This window comes from Micromonospora sp. MP36, assembly GCF_008119785.1.
In the GTDB taxonomy this organism is placed as follows: domain Bacteria; phylum Actinomycetota; class Actinomycetes; order Mycobacteriales; family Micromonosporaceae; genus Micromonospora.
The window spans coordinates 18,468-44,216 of record NZ_VSFA01000030.1 but is presented as its reverse complement, the minus strand read 5'-3'; the positions used below and the strand labels follow the sequence as shown (position 1 = coordinate 44,216).

The following is a 25,749-nucleotide window of genomic DNA, read 5'->3' as shown; positions in this document are numbered from 1 at the left end:
ACACAGAGGGCGTCCGCAATGTCCACTTCGGGGGAGGACTACATGCTTCGTTCCTGGCGACGATCTCTGCTCGCCGCAGCCCTGTCGTTGACCGCCGGCGCCGCCGGCCTGATCGTCTCCGCGCCCGCCTCGGCGGAGCCCCCGGTCGGCCCCGCTTCGGGCACGTTCACCCTGACCGGTGACCTGGACGATCCGATCACCAGGGGAGAGTCCTTCTCCTTCACCACGGCGTCGGGCATGACGGCTGAGATGTATGACCAGTTCGGGGGCGTTGCGGTCGCGCTGAACGACCCCGGCGCCGGCGTCAGCTTCTACCTGGCCCTGGCGTCCGGTGGGGCCCCGTTGGCGCCCGGCACTACCTACACCGGTGCCACCCGCTTCCCGTACCAGGAGGGCGGCAACCCGGGGATGATCGTGCATGGCAATGGTGCGACCTGCGGCGACGCGTTGACCGGCTCGTTCACTGTCCACGATGTCAAGTTCGGGCCGTACCACTACGTGGAGAAGCTGCACGCCACCTTCGAGCAGCACTGTGACGGCGGGGAGCCGGCGGCCCGGGGTGAGGTCAACCTGACCAACCCGCCGGCGCCACCGCTGCTGGACCCGCAGGCCACCGTGACGACCGGCACGGTCGTCATGCCGGACGGTCCGGTGACGGTGCAGGGCACGCTGACCTGCGGCCAGGCGGCCACGATGTCCGTGGACGCCAATGCGCAGCAGGACGGCCGGATCGTCTATTTTGAGCGCGTCGAGGTGCAGTGCGTACCGGGCCAGGCGGTCGGCTGGACGGCGACGGGCACTCCGGCGAGCGGCGTGCGGTTCCGACCGGGCGACACGCAGGTCAGGGTGCAGATCCAGGGCCGTGACCCGTTCTTCGACGAGTTTGTCGAGGTGATTCCCCCGCTGTTCCCGGTGCGGCTGGACGTCGCCCGACCCTGACAGCGTGATACCCAGGCCGGGCCGGGCATTGTTCCCGGCCCGGCCGGTCCGCTCCCGCAGCGACGGCGGGGCGCGCTCGATATGGTCGTCGGGTGAACCGACTCGCCAACGCCACCTCGCCGTACCTGCTCCAGCACGCCGACAACCCGGTCGACTGGTGGCCCTGGTGTGACGAGGCGTTCGCCGAGGCGAAGCGGCGGGACGTCCCCGTGATCATCTCGGTCGGATACGCGGCCTGCCACTGGTGCCACGTGATGGCGCACGAGTCGTTCGAGAACGAGGCCGTCGCCCGGCTCATGAACGAGGACTTCGTCTCGATCAAGGTGGACCGGGAGGAACGCCCCGACGTCGACGCCGTCTACATGACCGCCACCCAGGCGATGACCGGCCAGGGTGGCTGGCCGATGACCGTCTTCGCCGCCCCGGACGGCACGCCCTTCTTCTGCGGCACCTACTTCCCGCGGCCGAACTTCATCCGCCTCCTCGGCTCGGTCGCCACGGCGTGGCGGGACCAGCGGGAAGACGTCCTGCGGCAGGGCGCTGCCGTGGTGGAGGCGATCGGCGGCGCCCAGGCCGTGGGTGGCCTGACCGCCCCGCTCACCGCCGACTTGCTGGACGCCGCCGCGGACCAGCTCGCCCGGGAATACGACGAGACGAACGGCGGGTTCGGCGGAGCGCCCAAGTTTCCGCCGCACATGAACCTGCTCTTCCTGCTCCGGCACCACCAGCGCACCGGCTCGGCGCGGAGCCTGGAGATCGTCCGGCACACCGCCGAGGCGATGGCCCGGGGCGGCATCTACGACCAGCTCGCCGGCGGCTTCGCCCGCTACTCCGTGGACGGCCACTGGACGGTGCCGCACTTCGAGAAGATGCTCTATGACAACGCGTTGCTGCTGCGGGTCTACACGCAGCTCTGGCGGCTCACCGGCGACCCGCTGGCCCGCCGGGTGGCCCGGGACACCGCGCGGTTCCTCGCCGACGAGTTGCACCGGCCCGGCGAGGGCTTCGCCTCCGCGCTGGACGCGGACACCCAGGGCGTGGAGGGCCTCACCTACGTCTGGACCCCGGCCCAACTGGTCGAGGTGCTGGGGGAGGAGGATGGCCGCTTCGCCGCCGATCTGTTCGGGGTGACCGAGCAGGGCACCTTTGAGCACGCCACCAGCGTGCTGCGGCTGGCCCGGGACGTGGACGCCGCCGACCCGGAGATCCGGGCCCGCTGGCAGGACGTGGTGGGACGGTTGCTGGCCGCTCGGGACACCCGTCCCCAGCCGGCCCGGGACGACAAGGTGGTGGCCGCCTGGAACGGCCTGGCGATCACGGCGATCGCCGAGTTCCAGCAGGTCGCCGCGCTGTACGCGTCTCCCGAAGACGAGGACGCGAACCTGATGGAGGGCGTCACCATCGTGTCCGACGGCGCGATGCGGGACGCCGCCGAGCACCTGGCCACCGTGCACGTCGTGGACGGCCGGCTGCGCCGGGTCTCCCGGGACAAGATCGTCGGCGAGCCGGCCGGCGTGCTCGAAGACTACGGCTGCGTGGCCGAGGCGTTCTGCGGGCTGCACCAGCTCACCGGTGAGGGGCGCTGGCTGGCGCTGGCCGGCCAGCTCCTGGACGTGGCGCTGGCCCGGTTCGCCGCCCCCGACGGCGGCTTCTACGACACCGCCGACGACGCGGAGCGGCTGGTCACCCGGCCGGCCGACCCCACCGACAACGCCACCCCGTCCGGCCGGTCGGCGATCGTCGCGGCGCTCGTGGCGTACGCGGCGTTGACCGGTGAGACCCGGTACCGGGAGGCCGCCGAGGCCACCCTGTCGACGGTCGCGCCGATCGTCGGGCGGCACGCCCGGTTCACCGGGTACGCGGCCACCGTCGGCGAGGCGCTGCTCTCCGGGCCGTACGAGATCGCGGTGGTGACCGACGACCCGGCGGGCGACCCGCTGGTGGCCGCCGCCCACCGGCACGCCCCGCCCGGTGCGGTGGTGGTGGCCGGCCGCGCCGACCAGCCCGGCGTGCCGCTGCTGGCCGAGCGGCCGGCGGTGGACGGGGGCTCCACCGCGTACGTCTGCCGAGGGTTTGTCTGCGATCGGCCGGTAACCTCCGTCGACGACCTGGTTGCCCAGCTCCGCGGCTGACTCCGGCGGCGGGGCCGGGCAGCCGCCCCGATAGGCTGGTGGCGCTATGGATTCCCGTACTGGACTGCCTGTCGTCGGCATGGTGGGCGGTGGCCAGCTGGCCCGGATGACCCACCAGGCCGCCATCGCTCTTGGCCAGTCGCTGCGCGTGCTGGCTCTCGCCCCGGACGACGGCGCGGCCCTGGTCGCGGCCGACGTCCAGTACGGCGACCACACCGACCTCGCCGCGCTGCGCACCTTCGCCAAGGGTTGTGACGTGGTCACCTTCGACCACGAGCACGTGCCCACCGGGCACATCCGCACCCTCGCCGAGGAGGGGGTGAAGCTCTTCCCGCCGGCCGAGGCGCTGGTGCACGCGCAGGACAAGCGGGTGATGCGCGAGCGGCTCGGCGAGCTGGGTGCGCCGAACCCGGCCTGGCGTCCCGTCGAGGCGCCCGCCGACCTGGTCGCCTTCGGCGAGGAGACCGGCTGGCCGGTGGTGCTGAAGGCGGCCCGGGGCGGTTACGACGGGCGGGGTGTCTGGCTGGTGGACGACGCCGGCCAGGCCGCCGAGCTGGCCACGACCCTGCTCGCCGGGGGCACCCGGCTGATCGTCGAGGAGCGGGTCGCGCTGCGGCGGGAGTTGGCGGTGCAGGTGGCCCGCTCGCCGTTCGGGCAGGTCGCCGTGTACCCGGTGGTGGAGACCGTGCAGCGGGACGGGATCTGCGTCGAGGTGCTCGCCCCGGCACCCGACCTGCCCGAGGAGTTGGCGGTCGCGGCCCAGCAGCTCGCCATCGACCTGGCCACCGCGCTCGGTGTGGTCGGGTTGCTCGCCGTGGAGCTGTTCGAGACGCCCGACGGGCTGGTGGTGAACGAGCTGGCCATGCGCCCGCACAATTCCGGGCACTGGACCATCGAGGGCGCCCGGACCTCCCAGTTCGAGCAGCACCTGCGGGCCGTGCTCGACTACCCGATGGGGGACACCTCGCTGACCGCGCCCGTCGTGGTGATGGCGAACGTGCTCGGTGGCGAGCCGGGCGGGATGCCCATCGACGAGCGGCTGCATCACCTCTTCGCCGCCGAGCCCGGGGCCAAGGTCCACCTGTACGGCAAGCAGGTCCGGCCCGGCCGCAAGATCGGACACGTGACGGTGCTGGGCAACGACCTGGACGACGTACGGGCCCGGGCCGCGCGAGCCGCCCGCTGGCTGCGGGAGGGGAAACAGTGAGCACGGTCGGGCTGATCATGGGCAGCGACTCGGACTGGCCGACCATGCAGGCCGCCGCCGAGGCACTCGCGGAGTTCGAGGTGCCGTACGAGGTCGGCGTGGTGTCGGCGCACCGCACCCCGGCCAAGATGATCGAGTACGGCCGGACCGCCGCCGAGCGGGGGCTCAAGGTGATCATCGCCGGGGCCGGTGGGGCGGCCCACCTGCCCGGCATGGTCGCCTCGGTCACGCCGTTGCCGGTCATCGGCGTGCCGGTGCCCCTCAAGTACCTGGACGGGATGGACTCGCTGCTCTCCATCGTGCAGATGCCGGCCGGCGTGCCGGTCGCCACGGTGTCGATCGGCAACGCGCGCAACGCCGGGCTGCTCGCCGTGCGGATCCTCGGCGCGTCGGACCCGGTGCTGCGCGAGCGGATGGCCGCGTACCAGGCGAGCCTGGAGGAGTTGGTCGCCGAGAAGGAGGCGAACCTCCACGCCTCCCTCGGGTGACCCTCGCCGGCCCGCAAACCCGGCACGCTCTGCCCGCCCTCGACGGTGAGTGCCCACCCCTCGAGTTTCATCGCATGCCGCGCAGGGCGGTCTGCAGCCGCTCCTGGGCCCGGCGGCGGCGTTCGTTGCTCGCGCCGAGCACCAGCAGGAGGATGCCGACCGGGATCAGCACCAGCCACGGGCCGAGGCTGATCAGCGCGTGCACCGCGGTCACCGCGGTGACCGTGGCGCCCACGATCACCGGTGCCTGCTGCCGGCTGGTCGAGCCGAAGATCAGCACCGCCACGGCACCGAGCAGCAGCAGCACCTGCCGCAGCATGCTGGTGTCGGTGGCCAGCACGATCGCCAGTGTCGGCAGGAACGCGGCGACCAGCGCCGGCCCGTACGCCACCCAGCTCGACAGGTCGGGCCGGTGGCGCAACTCCAGCACCCCGACCAGCAGGGCGAGCAGGGCGAACGGCAGGGTGTACGCCTCGGGCAGCGCCACGTCGGCCACCCGCATGAGGATCCACCAGGCGGTGATCTCGCAGCCCACCACCGACCAGAACAGGATCCGCCGCTCCACCGGCCGGCGGCCCGGGCGGCCGGCCGCCACCCCGAGTACGGCACCCCAGGCGGCCAGCAGTGCCGCGATGTGCCGGGGCGAGTCGTACGCCAGAGCCAGCGCGATGAGCGCGGCGGCGTACCCGCTCCACTCCACCGTGGCCGACTCCCGGTACGCCTCGGGACGGCGTAGCCGGGGCAGCATGGCGGCGAAGACCTGGAGTGCCGCCCCGACCGCCAGCACCCCGAACGCCGACCAGACCGCGGCGAGCCCGGCGACCAGGCCGAGGGTGAGCACGAACAGCTCGGCCATCAGCGAGGCGAACAGCCAGCCGAGGATGCGGGCCCGCTGGGTGGTGCCGAAGATCGCGGCGACCACGCCCACGCCGACCGCCCCGCCCAGCGTGAAGAGGGTCAGCTCCCGGGTGGCGAGGCTGCCGGCCAGCCCGGCGCCGCCGGCGGCCAGGCCGATGGCGAACACCAGCACCCGGGCGACCCGCAGCGAGCGGGCCGGCTCGACCAGCGGCGGGGGCGGGGTCAGCGCCAGACCGAGCATGGCGATGGTGAAGACCGCCAACCCGGCCAGCGCGGTTTGCGGCCAGCCGTGGCCGAGCGCCACGGGCGTGATCAGCAGGGTGATGGCCGCGCCGGGCAGCACCACCGGCACGGCCCGGGAGCGTCGGCCGCCGCTGAACCCGGTGGCGGCCAGCGCCGCCGTGGCGGTGAGCAGCAGGGCGGTCAGCACGTGAGTGGGGTCCACCGCCGCGGCGGGCGGGGTGAGCAGCTCGGGTGGTGCCCCGTGCCAGATCCGCGGCAACACCCGGAACGGCTCGACCAGGGCCACCAGCAGCGGCGGCGTCAGGGTCACCAGGGCCAGCGCGGTGGGCAACGCCGCCGCCGCGAGGGCCCCGGCCGCCGGGCTCACCCGCCAGCGCAGCTCGCTGCCGTCGTCGGGCAGCCGGCGCAACGCCCCGTCCAGCAGCACCGACCAGCGGCGTACCGGACGGGCCGACCCGACCGGCGGGGTGGTGGCGGCGCGGACCAGCTCGGCGAGCACGCCGAGCAGCGCCGCCGCGGCGGCGTAGACGCCGGAGGGCAGGCGGGCGATCACGGCGGCCACCGCGCTGACGGTGGCGCCGCCCACCACGGCCACGCTCGCGTACGGGAGGAACTGCGGGACCTGCCGGCGGGCCGCCGCCACCGCGGCCAGGCCGATGCTGGACGCGGCCAGCGCGGCGGTGAGCACCACCTGCGGGGAGCGGCCGAACTCGGCGGCCAGGGCGGCCACCGCCCCGGGCAGGGCGAGCAGGGCGGCGCCCATCGCCGCGCCGCCCACCTGGACCAGGTGCGGCGGCATCCCCTCGGTCTGGAGGTCCTCGACGAGCGACGGCGCGAGCACCCGGGCGAGGACGGCCACCACCACGCCGATCAGCGCGATGCTGCCCAGCGCCAGCGCGGTGGTCCACGGGCGGACCAGGCCGGCGCCGGCGGCGTGCAGGGCGATCACGCCCGCCACGGTGGCCCGGGACAGCGCGGCCCGGGGGTCCAGTGAGGCGACCGCCGCCATCCCGCAGACCGTGGCGACCATGGCACCGATCAGGACCGGCGACCACCACGGCAGGTCGAACGCGGCCGGGGCACCGATGGTGGCGAGCACGACGGCCGCCCCGGCGACGTCGTACTTCCACGGCGGCGGCAGCAGGATGCCGGCGGCCACCGCCAGCAGCGCCAGCGCGACGGGCGCCTGCCAGGTCGACGCGCCCGTCGGCGCGGCCGGCCAGCCGCTCAGGTCGCCGGCCCAGATCGGGCCGGGCGTGGCCAGCACGCCGACCCCGCCGCGCAGCGCGGTCCAGCCGGCGATGAGACCGATCAGCGTGCCGCCGACCGCGATGCCGAGGACGGGGCCGCGCCGCCACTCCTCGGGCATAGCCCGGGCGGCGACGGCGACCACCAGCACCAGCGCGGCCGCCACCACCAGCTGGCCGCCGGGCGCGAGCACGGCGGCGATCCGGACCAGGGTGGCGATCAAGGCCGCCGTGGTGGCCGCCAAGGCCAGGTCGGACCCGTCCAACGTCAGGTCGGAACGGCGGCCGGCGTCGATCCGCGGAGCCAACGCCAGCAGCGCGGCGGCGAGCAGCAGAAGCCCGCCGACCCAGGCGTCGGCGGTGGTGGCGCCCGGCGCCCCGAACGCGGCAGCGGCGACCGCCACCGCGCCCAGCACCGTGCCGATCGCGTGCGGTGCGCTGAGATGTCGCTGCGCCACCTGGACCAGGGCGGCGTAGCCGAGGCTGACGCAGACGCCGAGGAAGCTTGCCGCCAGGATCGGGACGGTCACCTCGCGCAGGTTCGCCGGGGTGGGCGCCAGGTTGGTCGGCACGGTGGCGGCGACGAACGCGGCCACCGCCCCGGGCAGCGCGAACGCCGCCCCGCCGGCGGCCCAGCCGCAGACCGTGTCCGCCGCGGCCGCGGCGATCCGCACCCGGGGTGCCAGCGACACCAGCGCGCCGGCCAGGCAGAGGGTGGTCAGCGCGGCGGCGGTGAGGGCCGGCCGGGCGAGCGCCGCTCCGGCGCCGATCACGCCCAGCGCGGCGGCGGTGGCGGCGTGCACCACGGCCGAGCGCTTGGTGGCCGCGGCCAGTCCCAGGACGCCGATGCCCACGGCGGTCATCAGCATCGGCCAGCAGGCGGCCGCCCAGCCCAGCCCGAGGGAGGCGGGCACCGCGAGCGCGGTCAGCGCCGCCCCGACCACCGCGAAGTCGCGCCGGATCTCCGGCGGCAGGGCGACCACCGCGGCGACGGTGAGCAGCAGCGCGCTCGCGGCGAGCTGCCACCCGGTCGGCCCGACCGCCGCCGCCAGCTCGGTGTGCCACCGGCTCAGATCCGCCGACCAGGCGGGCAGCCCCGCGCGTACCGGCGCCAGCCCGGCGCGCAGCGCGCCGCCGGCCACCACCAGGCCGCTGACCGTCAGCGCCACGGCCGAGGCGAGCTGCGGACCGCGCCGGGCCTGCTCCGGTACGCCCCGGACGGCGAACCCGGCCAGCGCGATCACCGCGGCGATGAGCAGCAGCGACCGGCCGGGGAAGGCGACCGAGGCGACCCGGCCCAGCGCGCCGATCACCGCGAGGGTGACGATGCCGGCACCCAGGTCCGGCAACGGCGGCCGGCGCAGCACCAGGGCCCCGGCCAGCGCGGCCAGCGCGGCGAGCAGCAGCACGGCGCCCGTGGCGGCGGCCGTCGGTACGGTGGCGGCGCGCAGCAGCGCGGTGACCGCGTACGCCAGGGCGACGGCGACCGTCCCACCGTGCAGCACCCAGGCCAGCTCCCGCAGCCAGGGCACCGGGCGGGCCAGCGGGAGGATCCCCTCGTCGGCCGGCTCCGCGCCGAGCACCTCGGCCGACTCTTCCGGGTCTGTCTCCGGGCGATCGTCGGCGCTGCGCTGCCGGGGCGGGGTGGGCGTGGGCACGGGTGCCGGGGTGGGCAGGTCCCGCCGGACCGGCCATTCGAGGACGACCGCCGAGCGGGCCAGGGCCAGGTCGACGACGGCCACCACGGTCAGCACCAGGGCCCAGCCGGCCGGTCCGGTGATCCGCTCGTACGCCAGCAGGGGCAGCACCGGTTGGGCGGCCAGGACGGTGGCGAAGCGGGGTGCGCGCAGCCCGGTCCAGTGCGCGTACCCGAACGCGATCAGGGTGGTGACCAGGAAGATCGACCCGGCGAAGGCCGAGCCGGAGGCGCCGCCGATCCGGTCGACGGCCCACAGCGCGTACCCGGCCAGCGGCAGCAGCAGCAGGCCCACCGAGGCGATCGTCTCGGCGGTCGAGGTGAGCCCCCGGCGGGCCAGCACCGGCGGGGCGAGCAGCATCAGCACCGTCGCCAGCAGCAGCACGCCGAGCCGGGCCAGCGCGTCCAGCGAGCTGGTGGCGACCGCGGCGAAGACCACCGCCGCGACGCCCAGGAGCAGCGCGCCGAGCCCGAGGGGGATGTTCTGCACCTCGCGGGAGGACGCCTCCGGCGGGTGCTCCGGGTTGTCCACGTCGAGCCACTGCGGCCTGCCCCGGGGTGGGTGGTCGTCCGGGCCGGGCGGCGGGGTGCCCTGGCGGGGCACCCGGGGCGGGGCGCCGGTGGTGGCCGTGGGCGGGCGGCGGCCGGGCCGGCGGCGCAGCACCCGGCGGGGCCGGGTGGACTGCCGGACCCGTTCCTCACCGGCGTGCGCGAGGATGTCCCGCTGGAAGAGCGCGGCCTGCAGCTTGGCGGCGATCTGCCGCTGTTCGCGGGCGATCTCGGCGTCGCGGGCCTTCATCTCCGCGATCGAGCGTTCGATGTCGGCCAGGTGCTCGGCCCACTGTGGCTGGTCCGCCCCGCAGTGCGGGCAGATCACGGCCGGCTTGATCTCCCGCCCGCACGAGGCGCACCTGAAGGACTGCACGACACCCCTCCGTCCGGCCGGCCCGCACTGTGGACCCCCACTGTCGCAGCATGCCCTGACCGGGCGCGGATTTCGACAGTTGCCGGCGCGTTCGGGGCAACAAAAAGATCGCCGGGCCGCGACCGTGTCGGGTCGCGGCCCGGCGTCAGAGTGCGGAGCCGGAGGTCGGTCGACTGTTCCGGATCGTGGCGCGGCGTCAGACGCGCCGAGCCGGAACGGTCGATGGGGTCAGGGGCGGCCCATGCCGCGGTACTCCCAGCCCGCCTGCGTCCACAGTGTGGAGTCCAGGCAGTTCCGGCCGTCGACCACCTTGCGGCCGTTGACCAGTTCGCCCAGCGCGACCGGGTCGGCGTTGCGGAACTCGGCCCATTCGGTGAGCACGCAGACCAGGTCGGCGTCGCGCACCGCGTCGGTCATGCTCGCCTCGTACGTCAGCTCGGGCACGGCCCGGCGCGCGTTGTCCATGCCCTGCGGGTCGAACACGTGCACGTCGGCGCCGGCCTTGCCGAGCAGCGAGGCGACGGCGAGAGCCGGGGCGTCCCGGACGTCGTCGGTGTTCGGCTTGAAGGTGGCGCCGAGCACCGCGATCCGGGTGCCGGAGAGGTCCGGACCGGCCGGGCCCGACCGGCGGCCGAGCAGGTCGGCCGCGAGCTGGACCACCCGGGTGCGCCGGCGCAGGTTGATCAGGTCGACCTCGTGCAGGAAGCGCAGCGCCTCGCCGGCGCCGAGCTCCTGGGCGCGGGCCTGGAAGGCGCGGATGTCCTTGGGCAGGCAGGCCCCGCCGAAGCCGAGCCCGGCCTGGAGGAACCGGTTGCCGATGCGGGGGTCGTACCCGATCGAGCGGGCCAGCTGGGTGACGTCGCCGCCAGCGGCCTCGCAGACCTCGGCCATCGCGTTGATGAAGGAGATCTTGGTGGCCAGGAAGGCGTTGGCGGCGACCTTGACCAGCTCGGCGGTGGCGAAGTCGGTGACCACCAGCGGCACCTCGCGGTCCTCGGTGGCGGCCAGGTCGAAGACGCCTTTGTGGGCGGCGTAGAGCATGCCGTTGGCCCACTCGCTCTTGACCCCGACCACGATCCGGTTGGGCCGCAGCACGTCGTCGACGGCGAAGCCCTCCTGGAGGAACTCGGGGCTCCACGCCACCTCGACGCCCAGGTCGGCCGGGGTGTGTTTGCCGACCAGTTGCTCCACCCACTCGGCGGTGCCCACCGGGACGGTGGACTTGCCGACGATCAGCGCCTTGCGGGTCAGGTGCTGGGCCAGGCTGGTCACCGACGCCTCGACGTACGACAGGTCGGCGCCCATGCCGTCGGCCCGCTGCGGGGTGCCCACGCAGATGAAGTGCACGTCGCCGAAGTCGGCGATCTCCTGGATGTCGGTGCTGAACCGCAGCCGGCCGGCGGTCAGGTTGCGCCGGAGCAGCTCGTCCAGGCCGGGCTCGTGGATCGGGACCTCGCCGGCGTTCAGCTTGGCGATCTTGTCCGCGTCGACGTCGTAGCCGAGCACCTCGTAGCCGAGCTCGGCGTAGCAGATGGCGTACGTGGCACCGAGGTAGCCGGTGCCGAGGAAGGTCACCCGAGGTCGGGCCGCACCCGAAGGCGGGGTCACCGCGGCGATGGCCGGCACCGGCTGGGTGTTCGGGTAGGGGATCGTCACGCCTGTCTCTCCGCTCGCACTGGCGGCGCTTCCTTGCGTCGCATTCTGCTGCGGCGCCTGGCCGGGCACCGGTGGGGGACTTTCCTGTGGTTCTGTGGTCGCCGCTCGGCTTCGACGCCCATCATGCACGAGCCTACGCGGCGGTAAGGAGCACCAAATCCTCGGTCGCTATCCTTCACTCTGTGCGGTCGGCGGCACTCAGGGCGCTAGGACTGCGCATCTTAGCGGTGAAGGGGAGGGGCCACATGGCCGCGGAGCAGTTCGACGCCTACCGGCTGCCGGAGGAGCACGAGGCGATCCGGGAGGCGGTGCGGGACGTCTGTACGGCGAAGGTTGCTCCGCACGCCGCTGAGGCGGATGAGACGGGTGAGTTCCCCAAGGCGTCGTACGACGCGCTGCGGGCGGCGGACTTCCACGCCCCGCACATCCCCGTCGAGTACGGCGGCGCCGGCGCGGACGCGCTGGCCACGGCCATCGTGATCGAGGAGGTGGCCCGCGCCTGCGCCGCGTCCTCGCTGATCCCGGCGGTGAACAAGCTGGGCACCATGCCGCTGATCCTGGCCGGCTCCGAGGAGCTGAAGCGGACGTACCTGACCCCGGTCGCGGCCGGCGACGCGATGTTCTCCTACTGCCTCTCCGAGCCGGAGGCGGGAAGCGACGCCGCCTCGATGACCACCAAGGCGGTCCGGGACGGCGACCACTGGGTGCTCAACGGCGTGAAGCGGTGGATCACCAACGCGGGCGTCTCCGAGTACTACACCGTCTTCGCTGTGACGGATCCCACAGCCCGGTCGAAGGGCATCTCCGCGTTCGTGGTGGAGAAGTCCGACCCGGGCATCAGCTTCGGCGCGCCGGAGAAGAAGCTCGGCATCAAGGGCTCGCCCACCCGCGAGGTCTACTTCGACAACGTGCGGATCCCGGCGGACCGCATGATCGGCGCGGAGGGCACCGGCTTCGCCACCGCGATGCGGACCCTGGACCACACCCGGGTCACCATCGCCGCGCAGGCGGTCGGCATCGCCCAGGGGGCGCTGGACTACGCCAAGGGGTACGTCCAGGAACGCAAGCAGTTCGGCAAGCCGGTCGCCGACTTCCAGGGCATCCAGTTCATGCTCGCCGACATGGGCATGAAGCTGGAGGCCGCCCGGCAGCTCACCTACGCCGCCGCCGGTAAGTCGGAGCGGGGCGACGCGGACCTCACCTACTTCGGCGCCGCGGCGAAGTGCTTCGCTTCCGACGCCGCCATGGAGATCACCACCGACGCCGTGCAGTTGCTCGGCGGCTACGGCTACACCCGCGACTACCCGGTCGAGCGGATGATGCGGGACGCCAAGATCACTCAGATCTACGAGGGCACCAACCAGGTGCAGCGCATCGTCATGGCGCGCCAGCTGCTCAAGCGCTGACCCCGGCGCGACGATCGGGCGGGCGGGCCGGCAACTCCGGCCCGCCCGCGGTCGTCAACGGGTCTCGGTGGTGCCCTCCGGTCGGCCGGTCGCCCGCGGCGGCGCGGACCACGGCGACTCGCCGGCGGTACGGCGGGGCAGCGGTTCGGTGGGGGTGGTGTCGGGATAGCCCAGCGTCAGCGGGGCGGTGTCCTTGTCCGGGTCGGCCGAGGGCCAGTCGTTGAACGACTGGGTCTGCTCGCTCGCCGGGTCGGCCGGGGTCAGCTCCGCCACGGCCGGCGGCTGCCCGGGCGAGCGCCGCCAGCGCTGCCCGCTGAACACGGCCATCAGCAGCAGCACGCCGATCAGGAACAGCGTCCCGTTCTCCATCGGCTGGCGCAGTGGCAGCGGGTCCCCGAGCATCTTCCAGCCCTCGGGGATCCGGTCACGGACGGTGAACGGCGCGACGAACATCCCGACGTACGGGATGGCCAGCAGCAGCCCGGCCACGAGCGGACCGAGCGGCGAGAAGCGCAGCGTGCCGAGCAGGCCGAGGAGGATGCCGGCGACGCCGAGGTAGACGGCCGGCTCGATCAGGTTGGGCGTGCTGTAGGTACCGATCTCCACCCAGCGGTGCACGGTGCCTGCAGACCCGTCCTGACCGAGGGTGACGAGCACCCAGGTGATGGGCGCCACCACCAACCCGGCGAGGAAGCTCCAGAGATGTCGCATCCGCGCACCGTACCGTTTTCGGCATGACAGATCACCCCTCCACCGGGCCGGTGGGCAAGCCGACCTCGTATTCGCGGGTCACGCTCAGCCGGATCATGACCGCCGTCGATGTCAACCTGTACGGGACCGTGCACGGTGGGGTACTGATGAAGTTCGTCGACGACGTGGCCGGGGCCGCCGCGGCCCGGCACAGCGGCGGCACCGCGGTCACCGCCTCGATCGACGAGATCGTCTTCTCCGAGCCGGTCCGGGTGGGCGACCTGGTGCACGCGCACGCCCAGGTCAACTGGACCGGGCACACCTCGATGGAAGTCGGGGTGAAGGTGGTCGCCGAGCGCTGGGACTCGGCCGAGGACGAGCCGGTCCCGGTCGCCACCGCGTACCTGGTCTTCGTCGGGGTGGACGTGGGCGGGGCGCCGCGCCCGGTCCGGCCGGTGCTGCCGGAGACGCCGGAGGACGAGCGCCGCTACCGGGAGGCGGAGATCCGCCGCGCCCACCGGCTGGCCCGCCGCCGGGCAATCCAGGCCCACCGGGCCGGCTGAGGTGACAGGAGGGGCCCTTGACAACGCCAGGCGTCAACAAGGGCCCCTTCCTGGCAGCCCGGCCCACACAGGTGGCGGGGTGGAGGTGTGGGCGGGGCACGCCCCCGGAGCGGCACCCGGTGCGGAGAATGGCGACGCGAGGTAGGGCAAGATGGCGCCACGGCCCATGCACAGTGCTGTGACGGGCCTCAGGGAGGGTGGAGCAGTGGGTGACGTGCTGTGGACGCCGCCGGCCGACGTGCGCGAGCGGTCCCGGATCGGCGACTACCTGCGCTGGCTGGCCGAGCACCAGGGGCTGGAGTTCGCCGACTACGACGCGCTCTGGCGCTGGTCGGTGACCGACCTCGACACCTTCTGGCGGTCGATCTGGGACTATTTCGAGGTGGTGGCGCACACCCCGCCGACCGCCACGCTCGCCGACCGGGCGATGCCGGGTGCCCGCTGGTTCCCGGGCGCGACGCTCAACTACGCGGAGAACGTGCTGCGGATGCCCGGCCGGGGGGACGACGACCCGGTGGTGATCGCCCACGGGCAGACCCGCGCGCCGGAGACGCTGACCGCGGCCGAGCTGCGCGAGCGGGTCCGCCGGGTGGCGGCCGGGCTGCGCCGGCTCGGCGTCGGCCCGGGTGACCGGGTGGCGGCGTACGCGCCGAACATCCCGGAGACCTTCGTGCTGCTGCTCGCCACCGCCAGCCTGGGCGCGATCTTCTCCTCCTGCGCGCCCGAGTTCGGCACCCGCAGCGTCACCGACCGCTGGCAGCAGATCGAGCCGAAGGTCCTGGTCGCCGTGGACGGCTACCGGTACGGCGACAAGCCGGTGGACCGGCGGGGCGAGGTGGCCGCCATCCGGGCCGCCCTGCCGTCGCTGCGGCACACCGTCGGCATCGCGTACCTCGACCCGGCCGGCGCGCCGCCGGAGGGCGGGATCTCCTGGGGCGAGCTGGCGGCGGAGACCGACGAGCCGTTGACCTTCACCCCGGTGCCCTTCGACCACCCGCTCTACGTGCTCTACTCGTCCGGCACCACGGGCCTGCCGAAGCCGATCGTGCACGGCCACGGCGGCATCCTGCTGGAGCACCTGAAGATGCTGGCCCTGCACCACGATCTGGGCCCGGCGGACCGGTTCTTCTGGTTCACCACCACCGGCTGGATGATGTGGAACTTCCTGGTCTCCGGTCCGGCGGTGGGCGCGACCATCGTGCTGTTCGACGGCAACCCCGGCCACCCGGACCTGGGCGCGCTCTGGCGGATGGCGGAGCAGACCGGCACCACGTACTTCGGCACCTCCGCGCCGTTCCTGCTGGCCTGCCGCAAGGCCGGCCTGGTCCCGAAGGAGATCGCCGACCTGTCGGCGCTGCGCGGCCTCGGTTCGACCGGCGCGCCGCTGCCCGTCGAGGGCTTCACCTGGGTGTACGAGAACGTCGGCGGCCGCCTCCAGCTCCAGTCGCTCTCCGGCGGCACGGACGTCTGCACCGGCTTCGTGGGGGGCGTGCCGCTGCTGCCGGTGCACGCCGGGGAGATCACCTGCCGGGCGCTCGGCGCGAAGGTGGAGGCGCGCTCCGCCGACGGCACCCCGGTCATCGGCGAGCTGGGCGAGTTGGTGATCACCGAGCCGATGCCGAGCATGCCGGTGGGCTTCTGGAACGACCCGGAGGGCGCCCGCTACCGCGAGGCGTACTTCGAGGTCTATCCGGGCGTCTGGCGGCACGGCGACTGGATCACGGTCAACGAGCGGGGCGGCTGCGTGATCACCGGGCGCTCCGACGCCACCCTGAACCGGGGCGGCGTACGCCTCGGCACCGCCGAGTTCTACTCCGTGGTCGAGGGGCTGGACGAGGTGGTCGACTCGGTGGTGGTGCACCTGGAGGACGACCAGGGCGGGGCCGGCGAGCTGCTGCTCTTCGTGGTGCTCGCCGAGGGGCTGGAGTTGGACGACGAGCTGCGGAAGAAGATCTGCCGGGAGCTGCGGACCGCGCTGTCGCCCCGGCACGTCCCCGACGAGATCCACCAGGTCCGGGCCGTTCCGCGTACCCTCTCGGCGAAGAAGCTGGAGGTGCCGGTCAAGAAGATCCTCACCGGCACCCCCGTCGACAGCGCCGCCGCCAAGGGCGCCTTGGCCAACCCGGAATCGCTGACCGCGTTCGCCGCCTTCGCCCAGCGGCGCGCCCACACCGAGGAGTCCGCGCCCGCCTGAGCGGTGCACGCGCGCCGGCCGGGCCCCGGCCGGCGCCCGTTCAGGCGAGGCTGCGGGTGACCTGCTCCGTCGCGGTGCGCGCGTCGAGGCGGGCGGGGTCGAGGTTGCCGCAGAGGACCAGGCTGGCGCCGGCGGTCAGTGGTGCCAGCAGCCAGTCGACCGGGTCGGGGTGCTGCCCTGTGTCGACGAGCAGCCGGTCGCCCGGGGTGAGGCAGAGCTCCGCGGCCCGGGCCTCCGCGCGGGCCAGCAGCTCCGCGTCCGCCTCGCCGGCCTCCGAGTACGGCGTGAAGTGGTCGCCGTGGCCGCGTACCGCCGACACGAAGTCGGCGAATCCCGGCGGCACCTGCCGCATCGGCAGGGCGAACGGGTCGAGCGCGAGCGCGTAACGTTCGCCCGCCGACCAGGCCGCCGCCGCGTCGACCCGCTCCCCGGCGGCGAAGAGCACGTCCACGGCACCCGGGGCATCCACCACGGTCAGCTTCGCCGACCAGCAACCGAGCAGCACGGCGGCGGTCTGCCAGTGCGGGGGCAGCAGCACGGCGGCGGTGTCGCCGGGGGCGAGGGCCACCTCGTCGACGAGCAGGTTGGCCGTCTTGGCCACCCAGTTCGCGCACGTGGCGCCGGAGAGTTCGGTGCGCTCGCCGGTGGCGTCGTCGTACCAGGTCAGCAGCGGGCGGGTGGGGTCGGTCGCGATCGCGTCGGCGAACACCCGGGCAATGTTGTCGGCCATCGGCGCGAACGATACGCGCCGGTGGCCCGTACTCGATGGCAAGGACAAGTCGGCGTACCGTCGGGTCGCAGTCACCGCCGGGACCCGGGCCCGGCGTAGGCTTGCCGACAGTGTTGTTCCCCACAGATCGTCTGCCTGAGGAGTCGCCCCGTGACCGCCGGTCGCCCGCCCCGCGTGCTCATCGACGCCACGAGTGTCCCCGCCGACCGTGGCGGCGTCGGTAGATACGTCGACGGCCTGCTCGGCGCCCTCGGCCGGGTCTGCGGCTCCGGCGTGGACCTGGTCGTGGTCAGCCTCCGCACCGACCTGGAGCGCTACACCCGGATGCTGCCGGAGGCCGAGGTCATCCCCGCCCCGGCGGCGGTCGCGCACCGCCCGGCCCGGCTCGCCTGGGAGCAGACCGGCCTGCCGCTGCTGGCCCAGCAGGTGGGCGCGGAGGTGCTGCACTCGCCCTTCTACACCTGCCCGCTGCGGGCCGGCTGCCCGGTGACGGTCACCGTGCACGATGCGACCTTCTTCACCGAGCCGGAGCACTACGACAAGTCGCGCCGGACGTTCTTCCGCAGCGCGATCAAGACGTCGCTGCGCCGCGCCGACCGGGTGATCGTGCCGAGCAAGGCCACCCGGGACGAGCTGATCCGCCTCCTGGACGCCGACCCGACCCGGATCGACGTGGCCTACCACGGGGTCGACCAGGCCGCATTCCACGCCCCGAGCGAGGAGGAGAAGGCGCGGGTACGCGCCCGCCTGGGGCTGGGCAGCAGCAGCTACATCGCGTTCCTCGGGGCCAAGGAGCCGCGCAAGAACGTACCCAACCTGATCCGCGGCTGGGCTCGCGCGGTCGCCGACCGGAACAACCCGCCGGCCCTGGTCATCGCCGGCGGCCAGGGGCACGACGACGACATCGACCGCGCGGTGGCCGAGGTGCCTTCGCACCTGCGGCTGCTCCGCCCGGGCTACCTCCGCTACGCCGACCTGCCCGGCTTCCTCGGCGGCGCCCTGGTCGCCGCCTACCCGTCGTACGGCGAGGGGTTCGGCCTGCCGATCCTGGAGGCGATGGCGTGCGCGGCGCCGGTGCTGACCACGCCGCGGCTCTCCCTGCCCGAGGTGGGTGGCGACGCGGTGGCGTATACCAGCGAGGACCCGGACCAGATCGCCACCGACCTGGCCGCCCTGCTCGACGACGAGCAGCGCCGGCTCTCCCTGGCGAAGGCCGGTTTCGACCGGGCCAAGGAGTTCACCTGGGAGTCGAGCGCGGAGGTGCACATCGCCGCGTGGAGCCGGGCCCGGTCCTGACCTGTCGGACTCCCGTCTGCCCGACGTGGCGTCCGTGCCGTCATGGTTCGGGCATGATGTGCTGATGTTCTATGCCGTCATCCCGGCGGGGGGCAGTGGCACGAGGTTGTGGCCGCTGTCCCGGGCCGGCCATCCCAAGTTCCTCCACCCGCTGACCGGTACGCCGGCGTCGCTGCTCCAGGCGACGGTGGACCGGCTGTCGCCGCTGACCACACCCGAGCGCACGCTGGTGGTCACTGGGGCCGCGCACGTCGCGGCGGTGGCCCGGCAACTGGCTGGCCTGCCGGAGGAGAACATCCTGGTCGAGCCCTCGCCGCGCGACTCCTGTGCGGCGATCGCGCTGGCCGCGGCGGTGATCGCGGAGCGGGCGCCGACGGCGGTGATGGGCTCGTTCGCCGCCGACCACCTGATCGGCGACGCCGCGGCCTGGGCGGAGACGGTACGCCAGGCGATCCGGGGGGCTGAGCAGGGGTTGCTGATGACGGTGGGCATCACGCCGACCCGGCCGGAGACCGGCTACGGCTACCTGGAGACCGGCGAGCCGACGGGCGACGGTCCGTTGCGCCCGGTGATCGAGTTCAAGGAGAAGCCGGCCGCCGAGGTGGCCGAGGGCTACGTCCGCTCCGGACGGCACCTCTGGAACGCCAGCATGTTCGTCTGGCGGGTGGACGTCTTCCTGGCCGAGCTGGCCCGGCAGCAGCCGGCGCTGCACGCGGGGATCGTCGCGATCGCGGCGGCGTGGGGGACCCCGGAGCAGGACGACGTCCTCGGCACCGTGTGGCCGACGCTGCCGAAGATCTCCGTCGACTACGCGGTGATGGAGGGCGCGGCGGCCGCCGGGCGGGTGGCCACCGTACCGGGTGACTTCGGCTGGAACGACGTCGGCGACTTCCACACCCTCGGCGAGGTGCTGCCCGCCGACGCGGACGGCAACGTGGTGCTGGGCGCCGCCGAGGCCAAGCCGGGCGTGCTGCTGCGGGACAGCGCCGGCCTGGTGGTGGTGCCGCACTCGGGCCGGCTGGTGGCCGCGCTCGGCCTGCGCGACCTGATCGTGGTGGACACCCCGGACGCGCTGCTGGTCTGCCCGCGGGACCAGGCCCAGGACGTGAAGAAGCTGGTCGACGAGCTGAAGGAGCGCGGCGAGGAGGGCCTGGTCTGAGCCGACCCCACTGCACGGCCCGCCCTGGTGGCGGGCCGGGCCGGCACGGCGGCCGGCTCGGCTCGGCAGCCAGCGAGGGCGGCTCAGCCGGCGGCGCGGCGCGCGAGGGTGGCCAGGGCCGGCGCGACGAGCTGGGCGGTGGCGTCGGCCAGCGGCTCGGGGAGCCGGTCGGGTGGGAACCAGCCGAGCGCCTCGGATTCGGCGCTGACCCGCTCGGTCGCCCCGGGCGGGGCGAGCACGGCGAACCGGACGTCGTAGTGCAGTGAGCCGCCCTGGCAGGCGACCGGGTGGATGTCCACGTCGATCGGCTCCGGGTCGACCACCAGCCCGGCGATTCCGGACTCCTCGCCGGCCTCGCGCAGCGCGGCTTCGGCGAGGGTTCGGTCGCCGGGTTCGCAGTGCCCGCCGAGCTGCACCCACTTGCGGAACTTGCCGTGCAGGCAGAGCAGCACCCGCGCGCCGGTGCCGTCGAGCACCAGGGCGCTCGCGGTGACGTGCCCGGCCCGGTGGCCGCGGCTCATCGCCACCGGCCCGGCGGACAGCAGCTCCAGGGTCCGGTCCCGGGCCTGGGCGGCGCCGGGGCTGGTCGGCGTCCAGCGGCTCAGCAGCGCGGTGGCGTCGGCGTGCAGGTCGGCGTACGTGGCGAGGTCGCTGCGGGGGTCGGGCACCCCGACACTCTACGAGCGTGGTCTTCGTACCCTGGCCCGGTGACCCTGCGACTCGTCGAGTTCGTCGTGGCCGGCAACGAGGCCAGCGATCTGCTGCCGGTGCGCTCGCCGGCGCTGCTGCGCGCCCACGGCGCGCGCCGGGGCTTCTGGACGGTGCTGGACGAGGGCCCCGTGGAACGCTGCCTGGCCCTGCTGCTGGAACGTCACGACGGCGAGTGGGTGGCGCACCACGTGGCCGCCGACGCCGGCCCGGAGAACGGCCGCACCGAGGACGGCGAGGCGCTCGCCCACCACGACGGCTGGGTGTACGTCTTCGGCTCGCACTTCGGCTCGAAGGCCGGTCCGCTGCGGCCCCGCCGCGCGTTCGTGGCCCGGTTCCGCGAGGCGGACGCCGCCCGCGGGACGTTGCCGGTGCACGTGGTGCGCAACCGGTTCCGGCTGCACCGGGCGGTCAACGACGCCCTGGCCGCGGCGCCGCTGACCCCGCTGCCGCCGGGCGACCTGGTCCGGCACCGGTTCATCGTGGCGACCCTGGCCCGGGGCACCGCCCGGGCCAAGAGCTGGGTGAGCCAGCTGGCCGAGGACGACCTGCCGGTCAACGTCGAGGCCGCCGTGTTCACACCGGCCGGGACGGTGCTGCTGGGGTTGCGCTTCCCGGTGACCGCCGAGGGGGAGCCGATCCTGGTCGAGCTGGCCGGGGTGGCCGACATGTTCGACGCCGACCCGGGATGGCCCCGGGCCGTCGGGGCGTACGCCCTGACCGGGGTGACCCCGCCGGGCGCGCTGACCGGCTTCCGCGCCGTCACGCCCACCCCCGACGGCGGGTACGTGGCGGTGGTCGGGTCGATCGACGCGCTGGGCAAGGGTTCGGTGCTGCTGGACGACCACCCGCACGGTGGCGAGGTGACCTCGCGGCACGTCCGGTTCCGGTGGGACGTCACGCCGGACTCCCGGGTAGCAGGGAAGCTGGTCGCCGAGCTGGCGCCGTTCCACCACGTGGAGGGGCTGGCCGAGCTGGACGGGCGCTGCTACTACGTCACGGACGAGGACCACCGGGTGGCGCTCTGGATCGACTGAGTCGAGCGGGCGAAGTCGGACGACTGGACGGCACCTCTGCGGAGAACGCGCCGCAGACCCTCGTGGTGTCGTCCGGTCATCCGTCTCCCCGAATCCCGGACGGGGGAAGCATCGTTCCGACCCGGACGGGCAAGGGAAGCATGCCCAACCGGCCCGGTCGGCGTCGAGGTTTTTCAGTCCAGGCTTAAAGATGGAGATTAGTGCCGCCGGGTACAGTGCCAATGGTGGCGGGCTCTCCCTCCGTCCGCCCCCGGGAGCGCTCCATGCTGAAGATCATCTTCTCGAGCGAGGACATCCTGCGGACCAGGGTGGCACCCGCCGCGGACCCGGTCTGGGAGCTGGTCCTCAGCCTGCACCTGCTCCAGGGTCGCGTACGTGACCCGTTGCTGACGCCGTGGCGACGCACCGTGGCGCGCACCCTCCGGACGCAGGAGAGCGCCGGGCGACGCTTCCGCCTCCTCTTCGCGCTCAACCCGCCGCGCGGCTACTTCCCCGACTTCCTCACCCCGTACGCGAGCAGGGACGGTATCGAGGCGGGGCTGGAAGCGGTCCGGGGCACCCCGGTCGGCATGCTGCAGCGGGACCTGACCCTGCTCGCCGAGGAGAACGTCCTGCCCGCCCCGGCCGCCGGGCTGGCCCGGGGTGAGCCCGAGGTGCTGCGCCACCTCACCGACTCGATGGCTCGCTACCAGGAGCTCGCGGTCACCCCGTACTGGTCGCGGATCCAGGCCGCGGTGGAGGCGGACCGGGCGCGGCGGGCCCGGGCGATGCTCGACGGCGGGGCCGAAGGGCTGCTGGCCAGCCTGCGGCCCAGCATGCGGTGGGCGGACGGGGTGCTCGAGGTGCTCGACTACCCGGACACCCGCGAGCTGCACCTGGGCGGCCGAGGCCTGCTGCTGGTCCCCTCCTTCTTCTGCGCGCGCATCCCGGTCGCGCTCGTCGACCCCACGCTGCCGCCGGTGCTGGTCTACCCGGTCGACCGGCTCGGCGGGCTCACCCCGGCAGCCGGGCTCGGGGACCGGACGGACGCCGACGGCGCCAGCCGGGAGGCCCTCGCCGCACTGCTCGGCCGCACCCGCGCCGCCGTGCTGGAAGCCGCCGACGAGGGCTGCACCACCGGGGAGATGGCCCGCCGGCTGCGCATCTCCGCCGCGGCGGCCAGCCAGCACACCAGCGTGCTGCGCAACGCCGGGCTGCTGGTCAGCCACCGCGACCGCAACACCGTGCTGCACACCCTGACCCCGCTCGGCCGCGCCGTCCTCGACGCGTGACGCGACGGCCCCGGCCGGTTCCGCAAGGCGCGAGATCGGCGATCTGGCGGGGTCGCTCGGGCCCGGATCCCACCACATCGCCGAGGCGGCGAGGCCGGCGCGGGACCCGGGTCTGACCCGCGGCCCGGATCCCACCACATCGCATCGGGGCGGGACCCGGGCCCGAGCGCGGGTCAGACGGCCAGCGCGGCGCTGGCGGTGCTGCCGGCCGGCGGCGGGAACACCGCCGAGGAGATGCCCTCCGCGGCCAGCGCGGTCCGCAGGCGTTGCAGGTCGGCACCGAAGCGCACCAGATCCGCCGGGTCGACCGGGGTCGGCGGCGCGCCGAGGACCAGACCGCTCGCCTGCTCGGGCCAGCCGGGCACGCCGGCGACCAGGCCGGCGCGTACCTCGGCGTCGGTGACGTGGGTGAAGACCGTGCCGGGCGCGACCACCCCGGCGACCGCGGCGATCGCCCGGTCGACGGCGGCCGGCTCGGCCGGCGCCGGGCCCGGGCCATCGGGGAGGAGGGCGGCCTCGCGCAGCCCGGCGGCCTTCGCCTCGGCGGTGCCCAGCGAGAAGAGGTCCAGGGCGGCCTCGCGGACCAGCACCCGGGCACCCTCGCCGTCGTCGGCCCGCGCCACGCCGAGGTAGCCGCGCACGACCGCGACCGGCACCTGGTCGCACTTGCCCTTGATCAGCTCACCGGCGGCGGCCAGCTCGTCGACCACCGCCATCTGGGTCAGCTGGAGCTCGTTGCCGTACGGGTCGATCTCACCCCGGTGGTCGCGGATCGCCGGCATGCCGGCCACGCCCAGTGCCACGTCGGTCAGGCCGTTGCGCCACGGCCGGCCCATGGTGTCGCTGATGATCACCGCGACGTCCAGGTGGTACTGGTCGCGCAGCGCGGCCCGCAGCGCCCGGGCGGACGCGTCCGGGTCCCGGGGCAGCAGCACGAGCCGGGTCTTGTCCACATTCGAGGCGTCGATACCGGCGGAGGCCATCACGAAGCCGTGGTGGGTCTGCACGATGCGGGTCGCCCCGCGGGTCGCCACCACCCGCGCGGTCTCACCGGCGAGCACCTCGTCCCGCGCGGCGAGCCGCTCAGGTCCGTCCGCCGGCACGTCGACCAGCCGACCCTCCGCCTTCGACACGATCTTGCTGGTCACCACCAGCACGTCGCCGTCGCGCAGCCACGGCGCCGCGGTGGCGATCATCGCCGCCAGGTCGTCGCCCTCAGTCACGTCGCCGATGCCCAGCACCGGCAGGATCTCCAGCCTCACACCAGCTCCAACGCGGCCCGGACCATCTCCGCCGTGGCCGCCTCGTCGATCATCCGCAGTGGTGCCGAGCGTACGGTCACCTCCGGCACCAGCGTCCCCTCGTCCTCGGGCGCCACCAGCCAGCCGTTGAGCAGGCCACCCGCCGACCGGCCACCGTAGAGGCCACCCACCCCGGCCGCGCTGCACTCCACCCCGAGCACGGCGAGGCAGCGGTCGGCCATGCCGCGCACCGGTGCGCCGCCGATGATCGGGGAGACGCCGACCACCGGGGCCGGCCCGTCGGTCACCGCCTCGCGCAGCCCCGGTACGGCCAGGATCGGGGCGATGCTCACCACCGGGTTGCTCGGCGCGATCAGCACCACGTCGGCGGAGCCGACCGCCTCCAGCACGCCCGGCGCCGGCTTCGCCGTCTCCGCGCCCACGAAGACGAACCGGTGCGTCGGGATGTCCGCCCGGTACCGCACCCACCACTCCTGGAAATGGATCGCCCGCTGCCCCTGCTCCCCGTCGACGACGACGTGGGTCTCCAGCCGGTCGTCCGTGGCCGGCAGCAGGGTCAGCCCCGGCTCCCACCGGGTGGCCAGCGCCGCGGTCACGGCGGACAGCGGGTAGCCGGCGTTGAGCATCGTCGTCCGGACCAGGTGGGTGGCGATGTCCTTGTCGCCCAGGCCGAACCAGGTGGGCTCGGCGCCGTACGCGGCCAGCTCGGACTTGACCGTCCAGGTCTCGCCCACCCGGCCCCAGCCCCGCTCCGGATCGGCGCCGCCGCCCAGCGTGTACATCACACTGTCCAGGTCGGGGCAGACCTTCAGCCCGTGCAGCAGCAGATCGTCGCCGACGTTGACCACGGCGGTCACCTCGGCCCCCACCTCCCGGGCGTACGCCCGGACCCCGAGCAGGAACCGGGCTCCGCCGATCCCGCCGGTCAGTACCACGATGCGCATGGGCTCCATCCTTCCGTACGCGCCGCCGTCGCCCGGCCGGTGGCCATGCAGACTAGGCTCACGTCGGCAACTGTCCGTTTTCGTCCCCAGGGGGAGTTCGTGACCAGCCCCGCCGAGCCCGCGTCCGGCGACGCCACGCAGGCCAGCCAGTTGACCAAGCCACTGCGCGAACTGGCCGCGCTCGTCCTGCTCGGCGCCAACGCCGTGCTGCTCTTCGTCGGCCTGCTGCGCCTGCTGGTGCCGACGGACGACTACAGCACCTTCAGCGGTCGGGCGGGGAGCGCGTTCTTCGCCTTCATCGGCGTCGAGTCGGCCGTGCTGCCGGTGCTGGCCGTCCTGCTCGCCACCCACGTGAGCCCGGCGCTGCCCAAGGCCAAGCTGATCACTCAGGCGGCGCTCGGCGAGTACGCCTTCGCCGCGCTCTTCGGCGCGCTGACCTTCCTGGTCTGGCTGGTCGGCCGGCTCGCCGAGGTCGAGGTGCTGGACGCCCTCCTCGGCCTGCTGACCCGGCTGGCCTGGGTGGCGATCTTCGGCGTTGGCGCCTTCGTGGTCGTCAAGGTGTGGCGCACCCTCTACTACGTCCCCCGGCCGAAGCCGCAGCCCGGCCTGTACGGGCAGCCGCAGCCGGGCTGGCCGCAGCAGCCGGCCGGCTACCCGGCACCGGGCCAGCCGGGCGGCTACCCCACTGCGGGCCAGCCCGGCGGCTACCCCGCGCCCGGCCAGCCGGGTGGCTACCCCGTCCCGGGCGGGTACGCGCCCGCCAGCCCGGCCAACCAGCCCGGTGGCTACCCGCCGCCCGCCCAGCCCGGGCAGCCGGGCCAGCCGCAATCGGTGCCGCCGTTCAACACGGCCCCGCCGCACGCCCCGCAGTCGGCGCCGCCGTTCGGCGCCCCGCACCCGGCACCGCCCTTCGGCCAGCCGCCGTCGGCCGACCCGACCCAGGCCATCCCGCGCCAGCCGGCCGATCCCGGCCAGCCGACCACGCCGGACAGCGACCGCACCCAACGCTTCGACCGCGACGACCCGAACCACCCGCGCTGACCCTGCCGGGTTCACCTCAGCCAGCACGTTTCCGAAAAGAGTGGCCGTCCGACGCCG

Annotated in this window: 19 protein-coding genes; 12 read left to right on the top strand and 7 right to left on the bottom strand. The window is 74.3% G+C overall.

The genetic code is table 11. The features are described from left to right. Positions 1–18: 18 nt before the first annotated feature. From FXF52_RS20455 to purE, 4 genes are all read left to right on the top strand, one after another. Positions 19–939 (top strand): hypothetical protein, encoded by a 921-nt coding sequence (locus tag FXF52_RS20455; protein ID WP_148798945.1) that lies wholly within the window; start codon positions 19–21, stop codon positions 937–939. A gap of 92 nt (positions 940–1,031) precedes the next feature. Continuing rightward, complete coding sequence (locus tag FXF52_RS20450; protein WP_148798943.1) at positions 1,032–3,071, top strand: thioredoxin domain-containing protein; 2,040 nt, start codon at positions 1,032–1,034, stop codon at positions 3,069–3,071. A gap of 46 nt (positions 3,072–3,117) precedes the next feature. Next, the gene (locus FXF52_RS20445; RefSeq protein WP_148798940.1) at positions 3,118–4,278 is read left to right on the top strand and encodes a 5-(carboxyamino)imidazole ribonucleotide synthase; all 1,161 of its coding nucleotides are present in this window, start codon (positions 3,118–3,120) and stop codon (positions 4,276–4,278) included. Further along, the gene (gene purE, locus FXF52_RS20440; RefSeq protein ID WP_148798938.1) at positions 4,275–4,766 is read left to right on the top strand and encodes a 5-(carboxyamino)imidazole ribonucleotide mutase; all 492 of its coding nucleotides are present in this window, start codon (positions 4,275–4,277) and stop codon (positions 4,764–4,766) included. Before FXF52_RS20445 ends, purE begins: the two co-directional genes overlap by 4 nt. 67 nt (positions 4,767–4,833) lie before the next feature. Here the strand turns inward: purE and FXF52_RS20435 are convergent, their stop codons facing one another. Together FXF52_RS20435 and FXF52_RS20430 are read right to left on the bottom strand one after the other, a co-directional pair. Further along, positions 4,834–9,735 (bottom strand): SCO7613 C-terminal domain-containing membrane protein, encoded by a 4,902-nt coding sequence (locus FXF52_RS20435; RefSeq protein WP_148798936.1) that lies wholly within the window; start codon positions 9,733–9,735, stop codon positions 4,834–4,836. A gap of 228 nt (positions 9,736–9,963) precedes the next feature. Beyond that, positions 9,964–11,391, bottom strand: a complete 1,428-nt coding sequence (locus FXF52_RS20430; RefSeq protein ID WP_148798934.1) for a UDP-glucose/GDP-mannose dehydrogenase family protein — start codon at positions 11,389–11,391, stop codon at positions 9,964–9,966. 245 nt (positions 11,392–11,636) lie between these two features. On the opposite strand from FXF52_RS20430, the gene FXF52_RS20425 reads away from it, so the two are divergent. Further along, positions 11,637–12,797, top strand: coding sequence for an acyl-CoA dehydrogenase family protein (locus tag FXF52_RS20425; protein ID WP_148798932.1), 1,161 nt, complete (start codon positions 11,637–11,639; stop codon positions 12,795–12,797). A 54-nt stretch (positions 12,798–12,851) separates the two neighbouring features. Here FXF52_RS20425 and FXF52_RS20420 read toward each other — a convergent pair whose 3' ends face one another. Next, positions 12,852–13,508, bottom strand: coding sequence for a hypothetical protein (locus tag FXF52_RS20420; RefSeq protein WP_148798930.1), 657 nt, complete (start codon positions 13,506–13,508; stop codon positions 12,852–12,854). 23 nt (positions 13,509–13,531) lie between these two features. Between FXF52_RS20420 and FXF52_RS20415 the strand changes: the two genes are divergently transcribed. Together FXF52_RS20415 and FXF52_RS20410 are read left to right on the top strand one after the other, a co-directional pair. Continuing rightward, entirely contained in the window at positions 13,532–14,050 is a 519-nt protein-coding gene (locus FXF52_RS20415; RefSeq protein WP_073832844.1) for an acyl-CoA thioesterase, read from the top strand. 205 nt (positions 14,051–14,255) lie between these two features. Further along, positions 14,256–16,244, top strand: coding sequence for an acetoacetate--CoA ligase (locus FXF52_RS20410; RefSeq protein ID WP_148798928.1), 1,989 nt, complete (start codon positions 14,256–14,258; stop codon positions 16,242–16,244). Between the two features lie 40 nt (positions 16,245–16,284). On the opposite strand, the gene FXF52_RS20405 is transcribed toward FXF52_RS20410, so the two are convergent. After that, positions 16,285–16,974: a TIGR03089 family protein gene (locus FXF52_RS20405; RefSeq protein ID WP_148798926.1), complete on the bottom strand. Its 690-nt coding sequence runs from the start codon at positions 16,972–16,974 to the stop codon at positions 16,285–16,287. A gap of 150 nt (positions 16,975–17,124) precedes the next feature. Here FXF52_RS20405 and FXF52_RS20400 point away from each other — a divergent pair, with 150 nt between their 5' ends. Both FXF52_RS20400 and FXF52_RS20395 read left to right on the top strand, forming a co-directional pair. Beyond that, entirely contained in the window at positions 17,125–18,270 is a 1,146-nt protein-coding gene (locus tag FXF52_RS20400; protein ID WP_148798924.1) for a glycosyltransferase family 1 protein, read from the top strand. 64 nt (positions 18,271–18,334) lie between these two features. After that, on the top strand, positions 18,335–19,429 hold the full coding sequence (locus tag FXF52_RS20395) for a mannose-1-phosphate guanylyltransferase (protein ID WP_148798923.1): 1,095 nt from the start codon (positions 18,335–18,337) through the stop codon (positions 19,427–19,429). 83 nt (positions 19,430–19,512) lie between these two features. Here the strand turns inward: FXF52_RS20395 and FXF52_RS20390 are convergent, their stop codons facing one another. Next, complete coding sequence (locus tag FXF52_RS20390) at positions 19,513–20,097, bottom strand: NUDIX hydrolase (protein WP_148798920.1); 585 nt, start codon at positions 20,095–20,097, stop codon at positions 19,513–19,515. A gap of 39 nt (positions 20,098–20,136) precedes the next feature. On the opposite strand from FXF52_RS20390, the gene FXF52_RS20385 reads away from it, so the two are divergent. Next, a complete protein-coding gene (locus FXF52_RS20385; protein WP_148798918.1) occupies positions 20,137–21,174 on the top strand; it encodes a DUF4185 domain-containing protein in 1,038 nt (345 codons plus the stop codon). Positions 21,175–21,437: 263 nt separating this feature from the next. Then, positions 21,438–22,445, top strand: a complete 1,008-nt coding sequence (locus FXF52_RS20380; RefSeq protein WP_148798916.1) for a helix-turn-helix transcriptional regulator — start codon at positions 21,438–21,440, stop codon at positions 22,443–22,445. A gap of 173 nt (positions 22,446–22,618) precedes the next feature. Here the strand turns inward: FXF52_RS20380 and FXF52_RS20375 are convergent, their stop codons facing one another. Together FXF52_RS20375 and cofD are read right to left on the bottom strand one after the other, a co-directional pair. Then, positions 22,619–23,707 carry a coenzyme F420-0:L-glutamate ligase gene (locus FXF52_RS20375; RefSeq protein WP_148798914.1) on the bottom strand — a complete coding sequence of 363 codons (1,089 nt, stop codon included), beginning with the start codon at positions 23,705–23,707 and terminating at the stop codon, positions 22,619–22,621. Then, complete coding sequence (gene cofD / locus FXF52_RS20370) at positions 23,704–24,651, bottom strand: 2-phospho-L-lactate transferase (RefSeq protein WP_148798912.1); 948 nt, start codon at positions 24,649–24,651, stop codon at positions 23,704–23,706. The genes FXF52_RS20375 and cofD overlap by 4 nt, the downstream gene beginning before the upstream one ends. A 99-nt stretch (positions 24,652–24,750) precedes the next feature. Between cofD and FXF52_RS20365 the strand changes: the two genes are divergently transcribed. Next, a complete protein-coding gene (locus tag FXF52_RS20365) occupies positions 24,751–25,692 on the top strand; it encodes a hypothetical protein (RefSeq protein ID WP_148798910.1) in 942 nt (313 codons plus the stop codon). The last annotated feature ends 57 nt before the right edge of the window (positions 25,693–25,749 follow it).